The organism is Exiguobacterium sp. R-17 (genome assembly GCF_049913315.1).
GTDB lineage: Bacteria > Bacillota > Bacilli > Exiguobacteriales > Exiguobacteriaceae > Exiguobacterium_A.
The window spans coordinates 522,947-537,197 of record NZ_CP184372.1 but is presented as its reverse complement, the minus strand read 5'-3'; the positions used below and the strand labels follow the sequence as shown (position 1 = coordinate 537,197).

The window sequence follows — 14,251 nt, the reverse complement described above, 5'->3', positions numbered from 1 at the left end:
CCCTCCCTTCTTCTAAAGTTCTTGCTTTTATTACGAACGTGAAGAGGCAAAGGTTTCATCAAGCGCTTGTTTCAATCGTCCTTCTAAAAAAGAACGATCCCACTCATTCATCTCATCGAACCGCACTTCTGAACAGATGTACGGAATGAAGCGTTGAATGGTCTCGTGATGCTCAGGTAAGGCTTGTTGTTTCATCGTTCTAAGCGATTCGAGCATCGTTGCAAGAACCGAAACATCCTCTTTCCCGTAATGTCTCAATTGATAGAATGAATTATATAATAGCTCTTGAAAGGTAATCCGTTCTGTTGCGTGCCGCCGATCTTCACCAGTTAACAATGGACCATCGGGAAAAATAGCATAACATCGCATTAAGTCACCGATGATTCGGATAGCGTGGCGCGCCGTATTCGGATCGTTAATGCCGGGTGAAATAGCGCGTAACGCCACTTCACTTAGTTTTTCGATCACGAATGAAAAGTCCTGTTCCGATGACTTCGTCGGTCCAATCAGGATGTATCTTCCCATATCCTTCCCTGTCGACCAGCCCACTTCCTGTCCTTGCGTGACGAACGATCCAATATACGCTGAAATGTATACAGCTTTTTCATTTTCAATCCCCTCATAATCAATCGCTTGGATGTAGCCTGTACAAGTTGCTCGCATCACGTTCGGATGCGTCTGTTCTGACAGTTCCATTGAAATAACGTGTTCACCGGATTTGATATGATCGATTTGCCGTTTCAATAATTCGTTCCCTTCTTCGTGTAATCGATCGAGCAATGTCGTCACGCGAATCGACTGGCTGACGATATGAATGAATGCGACGAATGCCACAATCGATATCAATACAACAAGAACAGCTACCGTCGAGGCGACGACGCTCGTCTTTAAAGCCGGACGAAGGAAAAAGAGCATCGTCATCGAATAACTGACCGCTCCAATGAATATGCCAAAGATATGTTGCACCTGCCGATTCTCAATGAAGTTAGGTAATGTCCGTGGTGAAAATTGCGATGAATAGGTCGTCAATACAACCAGGATGGTCGAGAACGTGAATGTCATCATGGCGAGTAATCCGGTAAAGACTGAACTATGAATCGTCTGTGCTAATCCAAGTGTTGTTTGCCACTCTTCTGGAAACCAGTCTGATACATACACATCCAACCATGCCACGATACCTGTTAATCCGATCCCAATGAGTCCATATAACAATGGCCACCACCAATTGATTTCTCGAGACAGGACTTTCAGCTTCTTCAAAATAAACCTCCTCCTTTTTATAGCACTATATTGATTAAATTCCTGATTTAAAGTGCTTTAAAACTCGGTTGACTGACTGATTTTGAGCAATATGTTTGGTAGAAGTGTATGGATGTGTTTTACTTCTTTTCATAACGTGAATAACTTAATTGTTATGAAAACGAATGGGGGATGAAATGAGATGGCTCAACAAAACGAAGCTACATTGCATACGGATTTCACGAAGATTTATATTGACGGTCAGTGGCGCACAGGCGCAAGTGACAGCAACATGACAAATACAAATCCTTTCACGGGTGAAGAGCTCTTCACGATCTCTGCAGCGAATCAACAAGATTTAGATGACGCATATGAAGCGGCTCAAGTCGCTCAAAAAGACTGGGCGAAAGTTCCTGCCTTAAAACGCCAAGGCTTGATCGAAAACTTCTTGAAAGTCTTGTACGAGGAGAAAGAAACAATCATTGAATGGTTGATTAAAGAGTCCGGAAGTACACGTATTAAAGCGGAAGGCGAATTCCTTGCTTCTGTCTTGATCGTCAAGGAAGCTGCGACATTCCCACTTCGGATGCACGGTGAAATTCGTCCATCGGTCGTACCAGGTAAAGAAAACCGGATCTACCGTAAAGCACTTGGCGTCATCGGTGTCATCAGTCCATGGAACTTCCCGTTCCACTTAGCTGTACGGTCGATCGCTACTGCTATTGCCATCGGGAACGCAGTCGTTGTCAAACCAGCTACGGACACACCTGTTTCAGGCGGATTGATTTTTGCTAGTCTGTTTGAAAAAGCTGGATTGCCAAAAGGTGTCTTGAATGTCATCGTCGGTCGCGGTTCAGAAATCGGTGATGCTATCGTCGAACATCCTGTACCACGTTTGATTTCATTCACAGGATCCACTGAAGTTGGTCGTCATATCGGTGAACTTGCCGGTAAACACCTGAAGAAAACAGCGCTTGAACTTGGCGGAAACAACGTCTTCGTCGTACTTGATGATGCTGATCTCGATCGTGCGGTCGAATCTGCTGTCTACAGCAAGTTCTATCACCAAGGCCAAATTTGTATGTCGACGAACCGAATTCTTGTCGCTTCTTCGATTCATGATGAGTTCGTCGAAAAATACGTTGCTCGTGTGAAAGAATTACAGTATGGTGATCCATCACATGACCGGACACAAGTCGGACCACTCATCAATCAATCACAAGTCGAACGCATCCTTGAAGATCTTGAAAAAACAAAAGCTGCCGGTGCAACCGTTCGTGTAGGTGGAGAAGCAAAAGACAACGTCATTGCGCCAACTGTCGTCACAGGCGTCACGAACGATATGCCGCTTGCTAAAAATGAAATCTTTGGACCAGTTGCAGTCATCATCCCATTCGATACAGATGAAGAGGCACTTGAAATCGCAAACTCTCTTCCATACGGATTGAGTGGTGCAGTGCACGGTTCATCTATTGAACGTGCGACCGCTTTTGCACTGGAAGTCGAGACAGGTATGATTCACATCAACGACCAATCGGTCAACGATGAGCCACATATGCCATTTGGTGGTGAAAAAGATTCAGGACTTGGTCGCTTCAACGGTGAATGGGTACTTGAAGAATTCTCAACTGTACAATGGTTGTCCGTCATGCATGATCGCCGCCAATACAAACCATTCTTTGAATAAATAATCGAGAGCAGGGAACTCTTCCCTGCTCTACATACTTAAAAAAGGAGCTGAACGGTTATGCCATTATTACGATTCGACGTTATTGAAGGACGTTCTGAAGAAGAGTTGAACGTGTTACTCAACACTGCACATGACGCGATGGTCGAAGCATTCGACGTGCCGGAACGTGATCGGTATCAAATCGTGCATACACACAAAGCCCACGAAATGGTCATTCAAGATACAGGTCTTGGTTTTAAGCGGAGTAAAGATATCGTCCTTATCAGTGTGACAAGTAAAACGCGGACGAAAGAGAAGAAGCAACGTCTCTATCAATTGCTCGCTGAACGATTAGAAGCAAATTGTGGACTTGCTCCGACTGATTTAATGGTTTCAATCGTCGAAAATGATGCGGCGGACTGGAGTTTCGGTCTCGGTGAAGCACAGTTTTTAACAGGTAAACTATGAGCGTTCAACAAATGAAACAATTAAAGGGGGGTGTGTTACCGATGATTTCCGGTAACACACCCCCCTTTTTCTTCATTCATTAAACTATTAACATAAACCCTAACATGACTTATTCCACAGTGACTTCGACCTTCTCACGGGGATTTTCTCGCTGTAACGGCGCTTTCCAACTAAACTGATCAGGTTCTGGAACGAAATCGAGACCTCCTGCATGAAACGGTTGGCAACGGAGCAAACGGCGTGTCGTCAAATAACTCCCTTTTACTGCACCATGACGTTCAATTGCCTCCATCCCGTAATGGGAACACGTCGGATAGAATCGACATGTGGCTGGTTTCATGGGAGAAATGACTTTTTGATAAAAGCGAATGCCTCCCATTAAGACACGTTTCATAACGTCCCTTCTTTCTTCTTTTTTTCTAGTGTAACGCATCTGTCCATCATTTTCAGATGTTCTGCTTTATACTATAAGCAGATTTAAAAGAAGGATGTGTTGAGATGAAGGCATTAACATTCCACGAATTCGGAGGTTCTGATGTATTACGCTTCGAAGACGTGCCAACGCCAACAATCAGCGAACAGGAAGTTCTGATTGAAATGAAAGCGATCGGTCTGAATTTTGCAGATATTTATCGTCGAAAAGGAAACTATCATTTAGAAGGACAGCCTCCCTATATTTTAGGTTACGAAGGAGCAGGAGTCATCACCGCAATCGGTGCAGCCGTTTCAACGTTCCATGTAGGTCAACGGATTGCTTTTGCGGACGTTCCGCTTGCGAACGCTGAGTACGTGGCGGCACCCGTTGATAAATTGATTCCGCTTCCTGACGGTATTTCATACGAAACAGCAGCTTCTGTCTTATTACAAGGATTGACGGCACATTATTTGACTCGCGACAGTTATCACGTTCAACCAGGAGATACCGTCTTAGTTCACGCTGCTGCCGGTGGCGTGGGGCAATTACTGACACAACTCATTCGTTTACTTGGTGCAACTCCGATTGGCTTAACTTCTTCTCCCGATAAGGCACAGATCGCAAAAATTGCCGGTTGTGAGTCTGTCTATTTGTACTCAGAGAACTGGGTCGAGCAAGTGCTTACACAAACTTCTGGTAGAGGGGTCGATGTCGTTTATGAGTCTATCGGTTCTACGCTAATGGACAGTTTCCATGTAACGAAAGTACATGGGACCGTCGTCTTCTATGGTATGGCAGGCGGTGATCCCGCACCTGTCGATCCACGTTTTTTAATGGATACGTCCAAAACATTAACAGGTGGCGACCTTTGGAATGTGTTAACGTCTTCTGAGGAACGCATCCGCAGATCGGGTGAGCTGTTTGATTGGATTTTATCTAGTCACCTTAACCTGTCCTCTCCGACAATTTTTGCTTTATCTGATGGAAAAGCAGCGCATGACTTTTTAGAAAGCCGACGTAGTACAGGAAAGTTACTGTTAATTCCTTAATCATTTTCTAGAGACGACTCTCCGTGAGTCGTTTTTTTGTGTGAAATTGGAATTATCGATTGATTTTTTATAATGAAGAGGGTAAAGTAAATCTCATCAAAACCTAAAACTCAAATTAGTTTTGAGTTTTAGAAAGGGGATTTGTATTTATGTTTCGCTCAGAATGGAAGAAATTGAAGAGTCCGATGATGATCGTCGTTATTCTCGCCCTCATCCTCGTACCGTTTCTTTACAACTCCATCTTCTTATCTGCATTCTGGGACCCGTACGGTCGTACAGAAGATATTAAGGTCGCTATCGTCAACGAAGATCAGGCGACAAAGTTTAAAGGAGAGAAAGTCGACATCGGGGATCAATTCGTCGATAAACTCAAAAAAAATGATGATTTTGATTGGCAGTTCTTGTCTCAGGATAAGGCAGAGAAAGAATTGCGTGACGGAAAAGTCTACATGACAGTTGTCATTCCAAAGAATTTTTCTAAAAATGCAACGACACTACTCGATGATCACCCGAAGAAGATTGAGTTAGAATATTACTTGAATCCAGCGAAAAACTACTCGGGAACACAAATTTCGAGTACTGCCGCAAAACAGTTAAACGAAAAAATCCGAAAATCCGTTACGAAACAATATAGTAGTGCTATATTCGGTGCGTTAAAGAAAATCGCAAACGGAATGGAAAAAGCGTCGGACGGTTCCTCTAAACTCGAGGAGGGTAACCATAAAACAGCGGATGGCGCTAAAACATTGGCAACAAATCTTGGAAAACTCGCAGATGGCAGTCTGACACTGTCCGAAAAACTCGGGGAAGCGAATCAAGGTTCTAAAAAACTGAGTGATGGTGTCACGACACTCGACGAAAAGACCACCCTCTTCGCTCAAAAAACGGGTGAGCTATCTTCTGGATTGAACACACTCGATGAAAACGGTGGCAATTTACAGGCAGGTGCCGCGCAACTTCAAGAAGGCGCAACAAAACTCAGCGGTGGCTCAACACAGGTACGCCAAGGGGCAGAACAACTGGCTGCGGGTACTGCTCAGCTTAATGAAAAAATTCCTCAGTTGACGGACGGATTAAATCAACTGGATGAAAAAGCACAGGCTGCGAATGCCTTTTTAACACAACTCAATCAAGATGCTGAACAGGCGAAACAGGACTTACGGGCCCGTCGCGAAGCACTTGAGGCAAACGTCGCTCAACTAAAAGAAGTTATTTCTGCTTCTGAACAGTTATCAGATGAAGAAAAACAAACATTACTCGGTTCTATTGGTTCATTAGAAGAAAATATTCAAAGTCTTGCTGCCCAAGAAGGTGCAATTGATCAGAGTCTTGCTCAAGCAACAGAAGCAACGAAGAAAATCGGTCAACTCGCCGCAGGTGGTCAGCAAGTCCAGTCTGCTGTATCGCAACTAAACGCTGGACAATTGAAGCTCGTCGATGGTGCGAAACAAGTCGAGTCTGGCGCACAACAATTAGCTAGTGGACAACAGACGTTCAATGAAAAACTCGGTCAGTATACTGCGGGTGTGCATAAAGCCGCAACAGGCGGTGCCCAACTAGCTGACGGCGCGAACCAACTGTCAGATGGTACACATCAACTTCAAGCTGGGGCTAGCGCGTTGAATAACGGATTAGGACAATTGGCATCTGGTTCTTCTACGATTACAGATGGTATCGGCAAAACGACCGAGGGTGCTTCAAAAATCGCGGATGCCAACACGAAACTTGAAGATGGAGCTAAAACACTGAAGGATGAGCTCAGCAAAGGAGCTAAAGACGCGACGGTCAAGCCGACAAAAGAGCGGGATAATATGCTAGCAGAACCCGTCGTCTTAAAAGAACATGACTATTCGACTGTCAACAATTACGGTTCTGGTTTATCAGCTTATATCCTTAGTATTGCCTTGTTCGCAGGTGCCTTGATGTTCTCTTCGGTCTATCAGATTCGTCCCGAACATGGTGAGCGTCTGACATGGCGCTTCCTCGTCGGTAAATTATCACTTATCTTACCGATTGGCGCATTACAAGGTGTCGCAGCGGCCACAGCCATCGTCTATGTGCTGGATGCTGATGTCGCGAGTGTCCCTGCGCTCTATGGATTCGCTGCCTTGACAGGTATGACGTTCATTACCATTCTGTTCACGCTCGCGATGCTACTCGGTCGCGTCGGACAATTCCTTGCCTTCTTACTACTCCTTCTTCAAATCGGTGGTAGTGGTGGAACGTTCCCTGTCGAAATGACGCCAGGGTTCTTCCAAGCGATTCACGCTTTCTTACCGATGACATATTCGGTCGGTGGATTCCGCGAAGCGCTTGGACTCGGTGTGACGGATTCCCTCGTATCCAATAGTCAAGTCCTTGCGACCATATTAGTCGTCGCATTAATCATCAGCTTCGTTGGAGGGCTCGGAGCCAAACGGATTCTACTCTCAACGAAAGCGAGACGAAAACAACATGACACAGTCTGATAAAGAAACTTTGATACTCGACTCAGCAATGGCTTGCTTTTCAGAACTCGGTTATAAGGGAACGACGATCGAGCGTGTCGCCCGACGCGCTCATGTCGGAAAACCAACCGTCTATCAATTGTTCGAAAGTAAACTCAATCTGTTTGAATCACTCGTAACACGTGTGTTGCAAGAGATGAAAGAAGAAGCAGAACGCGCTTACGTCGAACAGGCGACCGTAGAAGAAAATAAACAAGCAATGATCGACGCCATCGTCTATCATCAGCAACAACACTTATTCATTCTTCAAATCATCGAAGAAACACGCAACTTAAAATTACAAGAGATGCAGGAATTACGGATGCGGATTGAACGACATGTCGTCGAATATATCAAGACATTACTTGAGACTCGTCTTGGTCAAGACGATCGCGACATACCGGTCGATGTCACGGCCTTCCTGATCTTTCGAACGTATATCGCGTTGATCGCCGAATGGCCATCGATTGCGCGTCCACTTGAACTCGATACGATTCGACGTGCCATGTTGCGCGTTCTATGAATAAAAAACCGCTGATCCATGGATCGACGGTTTTTTATTATTCAATTCTTTTTCTAAATCACGTGTCGCTTGGCTGGATAAGACTGTTTTTTCATCCATTTCCCAAAGCGTCTTCTCGGCTTTAGCAAAACATGCGCCACATAATGCTTCCACTCGTAAGCAAGCAACATGACGATCAATCCGATGCAAAAGAATAGCAACATGGACCAACTGAATGGTTGCGCGATGATATACCCACTTATTCCAATCAGTAATACAAGCATGATTAAAATATCTGGAAACAGAAAAAAAGGCGATACATATCTGACATGAATGTCCTCTCCTTTTCCTTCATTACAGCGTTTAGTCGTACGTTCATCGATTCGTCACGTTTTTTCCTGTAAGACATCTAGTCATCTTTGCTCCTTCCCTTATACTAAAAAAGGAATGGAGTGATGATCGTTTTGAGTTTATCGACCGGAATCATCTTTGTATTACTCGCTTATACACTTATGTCGCTTTACGACATGTGGCAGGTTTACCGGACAACGAGCAAGCTCTGGATATTTGTTTTATTTCTTGCAACACTGATCAGTCTTGTTCTTGCCTTTTTCGTAGCCCCTGTCCTTGCACTATTCTTCTACTGGTCACGCCACTCGTTGAAACGAAATATCGGCATCCTGTTACTGATTATCGTCTGTCTCGTCTCAATCATGACGAAACTGTCTGCTTGATCGACTTCCTTCATGAACTATTCATGAAGGTTTTTTTTCATAATCTATTACCGAAGAAGAGACGACGCATCAATTCACGTTCCGGCATTTCTGTTGCATTGAGTACATTTAGAAATGGTCGATCATCATATGGAATCGTCAGAATCTCCGAACGTATTTGTCCTTTTTCTAAAGTGAGGATTGCTACTGGGGCAAGAGCTGTTTCCTGACACCCGACCGCTCCAGGGTTGATGTACAGCGTTTGATCCGTCTCAACTTGTTGTGCTGGATGGTGGTGACCAAAGCCAATGATTCGCGCCTCATTTCCGGAAAAAAGGACGGGTAAGTTTTCTTTCGTTCCATCCACTGCTGGCTTTAAGGGCTCCTCACCGATTTTTTTCGTCTGATCGGCATAGGCATAGTGTGTCAGATACATCATTTGTTCCTGATGGGTGACATTCAATACACGCGGTAAACGCTCCAAATAACTCTGATTCTCCTGCGTCAATGAATCTGCAATCCATTGGTGATGCTCTTTCGCATGTTGGTAACTAGCGGGATAGACATCCCCATGAATCAAAGCAAGGACGCATTCATCATGGTTTCCTGAAATCGTCTGAATATCAGGTCGCTGCCTTAACAAATTGATGACCTCATTATGTTCAGGTCCGATACCGACGAGATCACCGAGGCAATATACAGCATCGATGTCTGAAGACTGATCGAGACAGGACAACACGGCACGCAATGCTGAAGCATTCCCGTGAATATCTGTAAAAATCATTACTTTCATGTAAACGCCTCCATTGTTAGTACATTAGGATTTCCCGATGATAGCGTGAATTCCTATTAGATTTAGAGAAAAAATAAATTGTCAGAAAATATTGATTATTGATCAGAAGCATGTTAGGCTTAGAAAAATTCACAGAAAGGGGCACGATTGAATGATTCCGACGCAACAGCCATTTAACCAAGCCGGACGACTGATTATTCTATGCATGAGGGACTGAAAACTTTTCCGATGATGAAACGGAAATGATTTTTGGGCCCTCCTTTCGATGCATCGAATGAGGCGCCCGCACAGAATGAGTGGCGCCTATCCCAAAAATGGATAGGCTTTTTTCATGGCAAAAAATAGAGATAGATAGAGAGAGGATGACAACGTTGAAAGAATATGCGATGGATCGAATGGTAAAAGTATCAGCTGGAATGGCGAATGCCGTTCTTGTAACACTCGGTGTCGGACTCCTGATTGAGACGCTCGGCAATTTTTTACATATCCAAATGCTACTGACGATTGGCGGCGTCGCAAAAGTACTGCTTGCTCCTGCACTCGGTGCCGGTATCGCCTTTCAGCTCGGAGGAAACACACTTGTCCTGTTCAGCGCGATGATCGCAGCGACGATTGGTGGTGCTGCGCTTCAATCGACTGCTTCTGGACTCGTTCTTGCCCCCGGTCAGCCAATCAGTGCATTACTCGCAGCTGCGGTCGCTGTATATGTCGGAAAACGCATGACTGGAAAAACGAAATTTGACATGATGGTCATCCCGATGAGTGCTGTGCTTGCCGGTGGTATCACTGGTATCGGTGCTGCTGCCGTAACGACACCACTCCTTACAAAATTCAGCGCTATGATCACCGCTTCAGTCGAATCGTCTCCTATTGCTACATCTCTTGTCATTGCACTTATCTTTAGCGTCTTATTGATGTCTCCTGCTTCGTCTGCAGCACTCGCTATTGCTTTACAGCTTGATCCTGTGGCAAGTGCCGCTGCACTCATTGGCTGTTCCGCTCAATTCGTTGGCTTCACATTGATGGCATATCGTCAGACGGATCCCGGTGGTTTGATTGCTTCATTCTTTGTCACACCTAAAGTACAATTCCCGAATATCGTTAAAAATCCACGTCTTGTCGTTGCACCGTTTCTCGCAGCGATGATTTCAGCTCCTGTAGCGACGCTTCTTCTCTCTTTGAAAGTACCATATGAACTCGCTGGACTCGGTTTAAATTCGATGATTGCGCCACTCAATATCTTCGTCAACCAAGGTCCTCAGGCGTTCCTTATCTTCTTCTTGACTGGTGTCGTTTTGCCTGGCGTCTTGACACTCGTCTTCTATCGCTTGACGACTGTCGCAGGCTGGACGAAGCGTGGCGATCTTCATCTCGAAATTCAATAAAATAATATCTCTACCTTCCAACTATTCCTGATTGATTTCGGGAATAGTTTTTTTAATGCAAAAAAAAATCGTTCCTTCGAAAAGGAACGATTTCGGTATGATTCTGACTGGGCTCGAACCAGCGACCTCTACCCTGTCAAGGTAGCGCTCTCCCAGCTGAGCTACAGAATCATGCTGTGTTGTTACTGGGTATATTTTTATTATAGCAGCATATCGAAAGGTGTAAAGCCTTTTTAACAAAAAAAATTATCTTTTTTCAAAAAGATTTTTTTGAATAGAACAGTTTTAAAGTTGCGGGTTCTATGAGTGTCCTCTACTATGTAAATAAGCACATATAAAAAGAAAGGAGCGTTCATATGAACTTTTTAACCCGATTCAGTTTAAAGAACTCGGTGGCTGTCTTCATCATTGCCATTCTTTTAGTTTTAGGAGGCGTCTATTCTTTCTCGAAATTAAAAGTCGATCAGTTCCCAGAAATCGAATTTCCTCAAATCTCTGTTGAAGCAGTCTATCCTGGTGCTTCGCCCGACGATGTCGATAAACAAGTCGTCTCGAAGCTTGAAACTGCCTTGAAAGGAATCGAAGGGGCTACCAAGCTGACAAGCTCTTCTTATGAAAGCATCGGTATCTTAAACATCGAATTCCCATTCGATACTGATATGGATAAAGTCGAACAACAGATTGATGCTGCAATCCAAGATGCGAATCTACCGGAGGAAGCAACGACGAAATTAAATCGTCTGTCCTTTGGATCGTTCCCAATCTATAATATCTCTTTCTTTAGTAAGGATGGTAAAGACATCGAAAAAATCCTAAAGGACGATATCGAACCTGAACTTAATAAGATTCCAGGAATCAATAGCGTTTCGGTTGGTGGCTACAAAGATGATCTCGTTCAAATCACCGTCGATAAACAGAAAGCAACAGAAGCAGGACTCTCGCTCTCAAGTATCAAGGAACAAATCAATGGAAAATATGTCTCCTTCCCGTCCGGTCAATTATCGGAAAACGATTCAAAGATTCCGATTCGTGTCGAGGAAAAATTAGAAAACCTAAACAAGTTAAAAAATCTTCAATTAACACCTGCTGCTGGCGCGACTGGTTCAGCTAGTAGCGGTCAAACAGGTGGTTCATCTGCTGGCGGCCCACCACAAGGTGCAACACAAGGACCACCAAGTACAACAGGTGGAGCAGCTACAGATCAGGCGTCTGAACCTGCAGAACCGATTCGTCTAGAAGATATTGCAAAAATCGAAGCAGTCTCGCAACAAAGCGAAAAAACACGTTACGATTTAAAAGATTCCTTATCGATGGCAATCACGAAAAAACAAGATGCCAATACGGTCGAAATCGCAGATGAAGTCACGAAGATCCTTAATAAATATGACGATCAAGTCGACTATACGATTGGGATTGATTCAGCGAAGGATATCGAGGAATCCGTCGCGACACTCGTCAAAGAAGGATTACTTGGTGCCCTCTTTGCCTCTCTCGCTGTACTCTTGTTCTTACGAAATATTCGCGCGACGATCATTGCTATCGTCTCGATTCCTTTATCGTTGCTAATCGCTGCTATCTTCTTGAACTGGCAAGATATTTCTCTAAACATCATGACACTTGGCGGGATGGCCGTTGCGGTCGGTCGTGTCGTTGATGATAGTATCGTCGTCATCGAGAACATCTTCCGGCGCGTTCGAAAATCCGAATCCGGTATGACGGATGAGATCATCGAACAATCGACAAAAGAGATTCTAAAAGCAATCACGTCATCGACGCTAACGACCGTGGTCGTCTTCTTGCCCATCGGGTTCGTCGGTGGAATCACTGGTAAGTTCTTCTTACCGTTTGCTTTGACAATTATTTTCTCATTACTTGCTTCACTACTCGTTGCGATCACGATCGTACCGATTCTTGCGAAATTTGCCTTTAAGAAGGTTCCAGCAGAAGAAAAAGAAGGTGCTCTTCAACGGTGGTATGGCAAGCTGATTGAAAAGTCACTCTCGCATAAGGCGACGATCTTAATTGTATCGTTCATTCTTCTCGGCGGTTCTCTAGCGATCGTTCCACGTCTCGGCTTTACGTTCATTCCGAACGAAGCCTCAAAGACACTAACGGCATCGCTTGAACTTCCGGCTGCCACATCGCTCGAGAAAACGAGCGACGTCTCATTTGAGATGGAAAAGATGTTTGATAAAGAACAAGCAATCGCTGACGTCACGACGTCTGTCGGAGCACGAGACTTTACGACAGGCTTACGTCTCGATAATAAAGCAAGTTATTTCTTGAACCTGAAGGACGGCGCGAACGTTGAGAAAACGATCAAATCACTTGAGACACAGATGGAGGACATCGCTCAAGAGGAAAACGTCAATGTCAAAATCAGCGTAGCTGAATTATCAACAGGTGGTCCTCCGTCGAACAACAACGTCGATGTCGACCTGTTCTCGAACGATCTCGAAGCGCTTCAAAAAGCTGCGAAATTAGTCGAGGATAATATGTCCAAAAATAGTGATTTAAAATATATCACAAACAACTTCAGCGAAAAACAAAAGCAATTCCTCGTTGAAATCGATCCTGAAAAAGCAAGTGATCGTGGACTATCCGGCTTCCAGATCCTCGGGACCGTCAATGATCAAACGAAGCCTGTTACTGTTGGCACGTTGAATCTTGATAATAAAGATCAAGATGTACAATTGTCTTATGAAAAAGGACTCGTTTCGAAGAAAGATCTCGAAGACGTCCAACTGTTCTCAGCAAACGGTCCTGTTGCTCTAAAAGATGTCGCGACCGTCAAAGAAGTTGAGACCTTCACATCAATTCAGAAGCTCGACGGAAAAGTATATGCTCGCGTTTCCGGACAAGTTAAAGGAGACGACGTACAAAACGTTTCTAATGCTGTAAAAACAGAGGTCGAAAAAATTAATTTACCAGACGGTGTCTCGTTGACAAGTGGTGGTGGGAATGATGATACAGTCGAAATCTTCCAGTCCCTCGGAATCGCGATTGTCGTTGCAATCGGGCTTGTTTACCTGACGATGCTGATCACGTTCGGAAAAGCACGAATTCCGTTCATCATCTTGTCTTCACTGATTTTTGTTCCAATCGGTTCACTCGTCACGCTCTTCTTTGCAAATGAACCATTATCGGTCAGTGTCATGATCGGCTTCTTGATGTTAATTGGTATCGTCACCACGAATGCCATCGTTCTCGTCGACCGTATTGGTCAAAACGTTGGTCGTGGTATGCCAATTCGCGAATCATTGATTGAAGCGGGTAAAACACGATTGCGTCCAATCCTGATGACCGCATTCGCAACGATCATGGCATTGGTACCACTCGCATTAACAACTTCTTCAGGGACATTGATCTCAAAAGGTCTCGCCCTAACAGTTATTGGGGGGTTAACGACATCTACGTTGTTAACACTCATCATTGTTCCAGTCGTCTATGAACTGTTCTTCTTCAAAAAAGCGAAAAAAGAACGAACAACCAATTAAGTGAACATCAAAAAAGCCCATCGCTTGGATTGCGA

General features: G+C 44.4%; 12 protein-coding genes and 1 tRNA gene. 8 read left to right on the top strand and 5 right to left on the bottom strand.

Annotated features, from left to right (window positions below):
• Nucleotides 1-30 precede the first annotated feature (30 nt).
• Entirely contained in the window at nucleotides 31-1,260 is a 1,230-nt protein-coding gene (locus ACN9MT_RS02810; RefSeq protein WP_426272742.1) for a DUF2254 domain-containing protein, read from the bottom strand.
• Nucleotides 1,261-1,441: 181 nt separating this feature from the next.
• On the opposite strand from ACN9MT_RS02810, the gene ACN9MT_RS02805 reads away from it, so the two are divergent.
• A complete protein-coding gene (locus ACN9MT_RS02805) occupies nucleotides 1,442-2,926 on the top strand; it encodes an aldehyde dehydrogenase family protein (RefSeq protein WP_023467170.1) in 1,485 nt (494 codons plus the stop codon).
• Nucleotides 2,927-2,986: 60 nt separating this feature from the next.
• Entirely contained in the window at nucleotides 2,987-3,376 is a 390-nt protein-coding gene (locus ACN9MT_RS02800) for a tautomerase family protein (protein WP_056063504.1), read from the top strand.
• A 109-nt stretch (nucleotides 3,377-3,485) separates the two neighbouring features.
• Here ACN9MT_RS02800 and yidD read toward each other — a convergent pair whose 3' ends face one another.
• On the bottom strand, nucleotides 3,486-3,770 hold the full coding sequence (yidD, locus tag ACN9MT_RS02795; protein ID WP_426272741.1) for a membrane protein insertion efficiency factor YidD: 285 nt from the start codon (nucleotides 3,768-3,770) through the stop codon (nucleotides 3,486-3,488).
• A gap of 104 nt (nucleotides 3,771-3,874) precedes the next feature.
• On the opposite strand from yidD, the gene ACN9MT_RS02790 reads away from it, so the two are divergent.
• The 3 genes from ACN9MT_RS02790 (at nucleotide 3,875) to ACN9MT_RS02780 (ending at nucleotide 7,849) form a co-directional block, all read left to right on the top strand.
• Nucleotides 3,875-4,840, top strand: coding sequence for a quinone oxidoreductase family protein (locus ACN9MT_RS02790; protein ID WP_426272740.1), 966 nt, complete (start codon nucleotides 3,875-3,877; stop codon nucleotides 4,838-4,840).
• 149 nt (nucleotides 4,841-4,989) lie between these two features.
• Nucleotides 4,990-7,308 carry a YhgE/Pip family protein gene (locus tag ACN9MT_RS02785; protein WP_426272739.1) on the top strand — a complete coding sequence of 773 codons (2,319 nt, stop codon included), beginning with the start codon at nucleotides 4,990-4,992 and terminating at the stop codon, nucleotides 7,306-7,308.
• Nucleotides 7,295-7,849: a TetR/AcrR family transcriptional regulator gene (locus ACN9MT_RS02780; protein ID WP_035412451.1), complete on the top strand. Its 555-nt coding sequence runs from the start codon at nucleotides 7,295-7,297 to the stop codon at nucleotides 7,847-7,849. Before ACN9MT_RS02785 ends, ACN9MT_RS02780 begins: the two co-directional genes overlap by 14 nt.
• 53 nt (nucleotides 7,850-7,902) lie before the next feature.
• Here the strand turns inward: ACN9MT_RS02780 and ACN9MT_RS02775 are convergent, their stop codons facing one another.
• A complete protein-coding gene (locus ACN9MT_RS02775; RefSeq protein WP_426272738.1) occupies nucleotides 7,903-8,112 on the bottom strand; it encodes a hypothetical protein in 210 nt (69 codons plus the stop codon).
• A 171-nt stretch (nucleotides 8,113-8,283) separates the two neighbouring features.
• On the opposite strand from ACN9MT_RS02775, the gene ACN9MT_RS02770 reads away from it, so the two are divergent.
• A complete protein-coding gene (locus ACN9MT_RS02770) occupies nucleotides 8,284-8,562 on the top strand; it encodes a hypothetical protein (RefSeq protein ID WP_056063494.1) in 279 nt (92 codons plus the stop codon).
• Nucleotides 8,563-8,599: 37 nt separating this feature from the next.
• On the opposite strand, the gene ACN9MT_RS02765 is transcribed toward ACN9MT_RS02770, so the two are convergent.
• A complete protein-coding gene (locus ACN9MT_RS02765) occupies nucleotides 8,600-9,334 on the bottom strand; it encodes a metallophosphoesterase family protein (RefSeq protein WP_426272737.1) in 735 nt (244 codons plus the stop codon).
• Between the two features lie 362 nt (nucleotides 9,335-9,696).
• Between ACN9MT_RS02765 and ACN9MT_RS02760 the strand changes: the two genes are divergently transcribed.
• Entirely contained in the window at nucleotides 9,697-10,719 is a 1,023-nt protein-coding gene (locus ACN9MT_RS02760; RefSeq protein ID WP_035412440.1) for a PTS transporter subunit IIC, read from the top strand.
• A gap of 98 nt (nucleotides 10,720-10,817) precedes the next feature.
• On the opposite strand, the gene ACN9MT_RS02755 is transcribed toward ACN9MT_RS02760, so the two are convergent.
• Nucleotides 10,818-10,890 (bottom strand) — tRNA-Val (locus ACN9MT_RS02755).
• Between the two features lie 185 nt (nucleotides 10,891-11,075).
• Between ACN9MT_RS02755 and ACN9MT_RS02750 the strand changes: the two genes are divergently transcribed.
• Nucleotides 11,076-14,216, top strand: coding sequence for an efflux RND transporter permease subunit (locus ACN9MT_RS02750; RefSeq protein ID WP_426272736.1), 3,141 nt, complete (start codon nucleotides 11,076-11,078; stop codon nucleotides 14,214-14,216).
• The last annotated feature ends 35 nt before the right edge of the window (nucleotides 14,217-14,251 follow it).

Coding starts and splice junctions, on each gene's coding strand:
- ACN9MT_RS02805 (WP_023467170.1), top strand. CDS start 1,442: ATGGCTCAACAAAACGAAGCTACATTGCATACGGATTTCACGAAGATT.
- ACN9MT_RS02800 (WP_056063504.1), top strand. CDS start 2,987: ATGCCATTATTACGATTCGACGTTATTGAAGGACGTTCTGAAGAAGAG.
- yidD (WP_426272741.1), bottom strand. CDS start 3,770: ATGAAACGTGTCTTAATGGGAGGCATTCGCTTTTATCAAAAAGTCATT.
- ACN9MT_RS02790 (WP_426272740.1), top strand. CDS start 3,875: ATGAAGGCATTAACATTCCACGAATTCGGAGGTTCTGATGTATTACGC.
- ACN9MT_RS02785 (WP_426272739.1), top strand. CDS start 4,990: ATGTTTCGCTCAGAATGGAAGAAATTGAAGAGTCCGATGATGATCGTC.
- ACN9MT_RS02780 (WP_035412451.1), top strand. CDS start 7,295: ATGACACAGTCTGATAAAGAAACTTTGATACTCGACTCAGCAATGGCT.
- ACN9MT_RS02775 (WP_426272738.1), bottom strand. CDS start 8,112: ATGCTTGTATTACTGATTGGAATAAGTGGGTATATCATCGCGCAACCA.
- ACN9MT_RS02770 (WP_056063494.1), top strand. CDS start 8,284: ATGATCGTTTTGAGTTTATCGACCGGAATCATCTTTGTATTACTCGCT.
- ACN9MT_RS02765 (WP_426272737.1), bottom strand. CDS start 9,334: ATGAAAGTAATGATTTTTACAGATATTCACGGGAATGCTTCAGCATTG.
- ACN9MT_RS02760 (WP_035412440.1), top strand. CDS start 9,697: ATGACAACGTTGAAAGAATATGCGATGGATCGAATGGTAAAAGTATCA.
- ACN9MT_RS02750 (WP_426272736.1), top strand. CDS start 11,076: ATGAACTTTTTAACCCGATTCAGTTTAAAGAACTCGGTGGCTGTCTTC.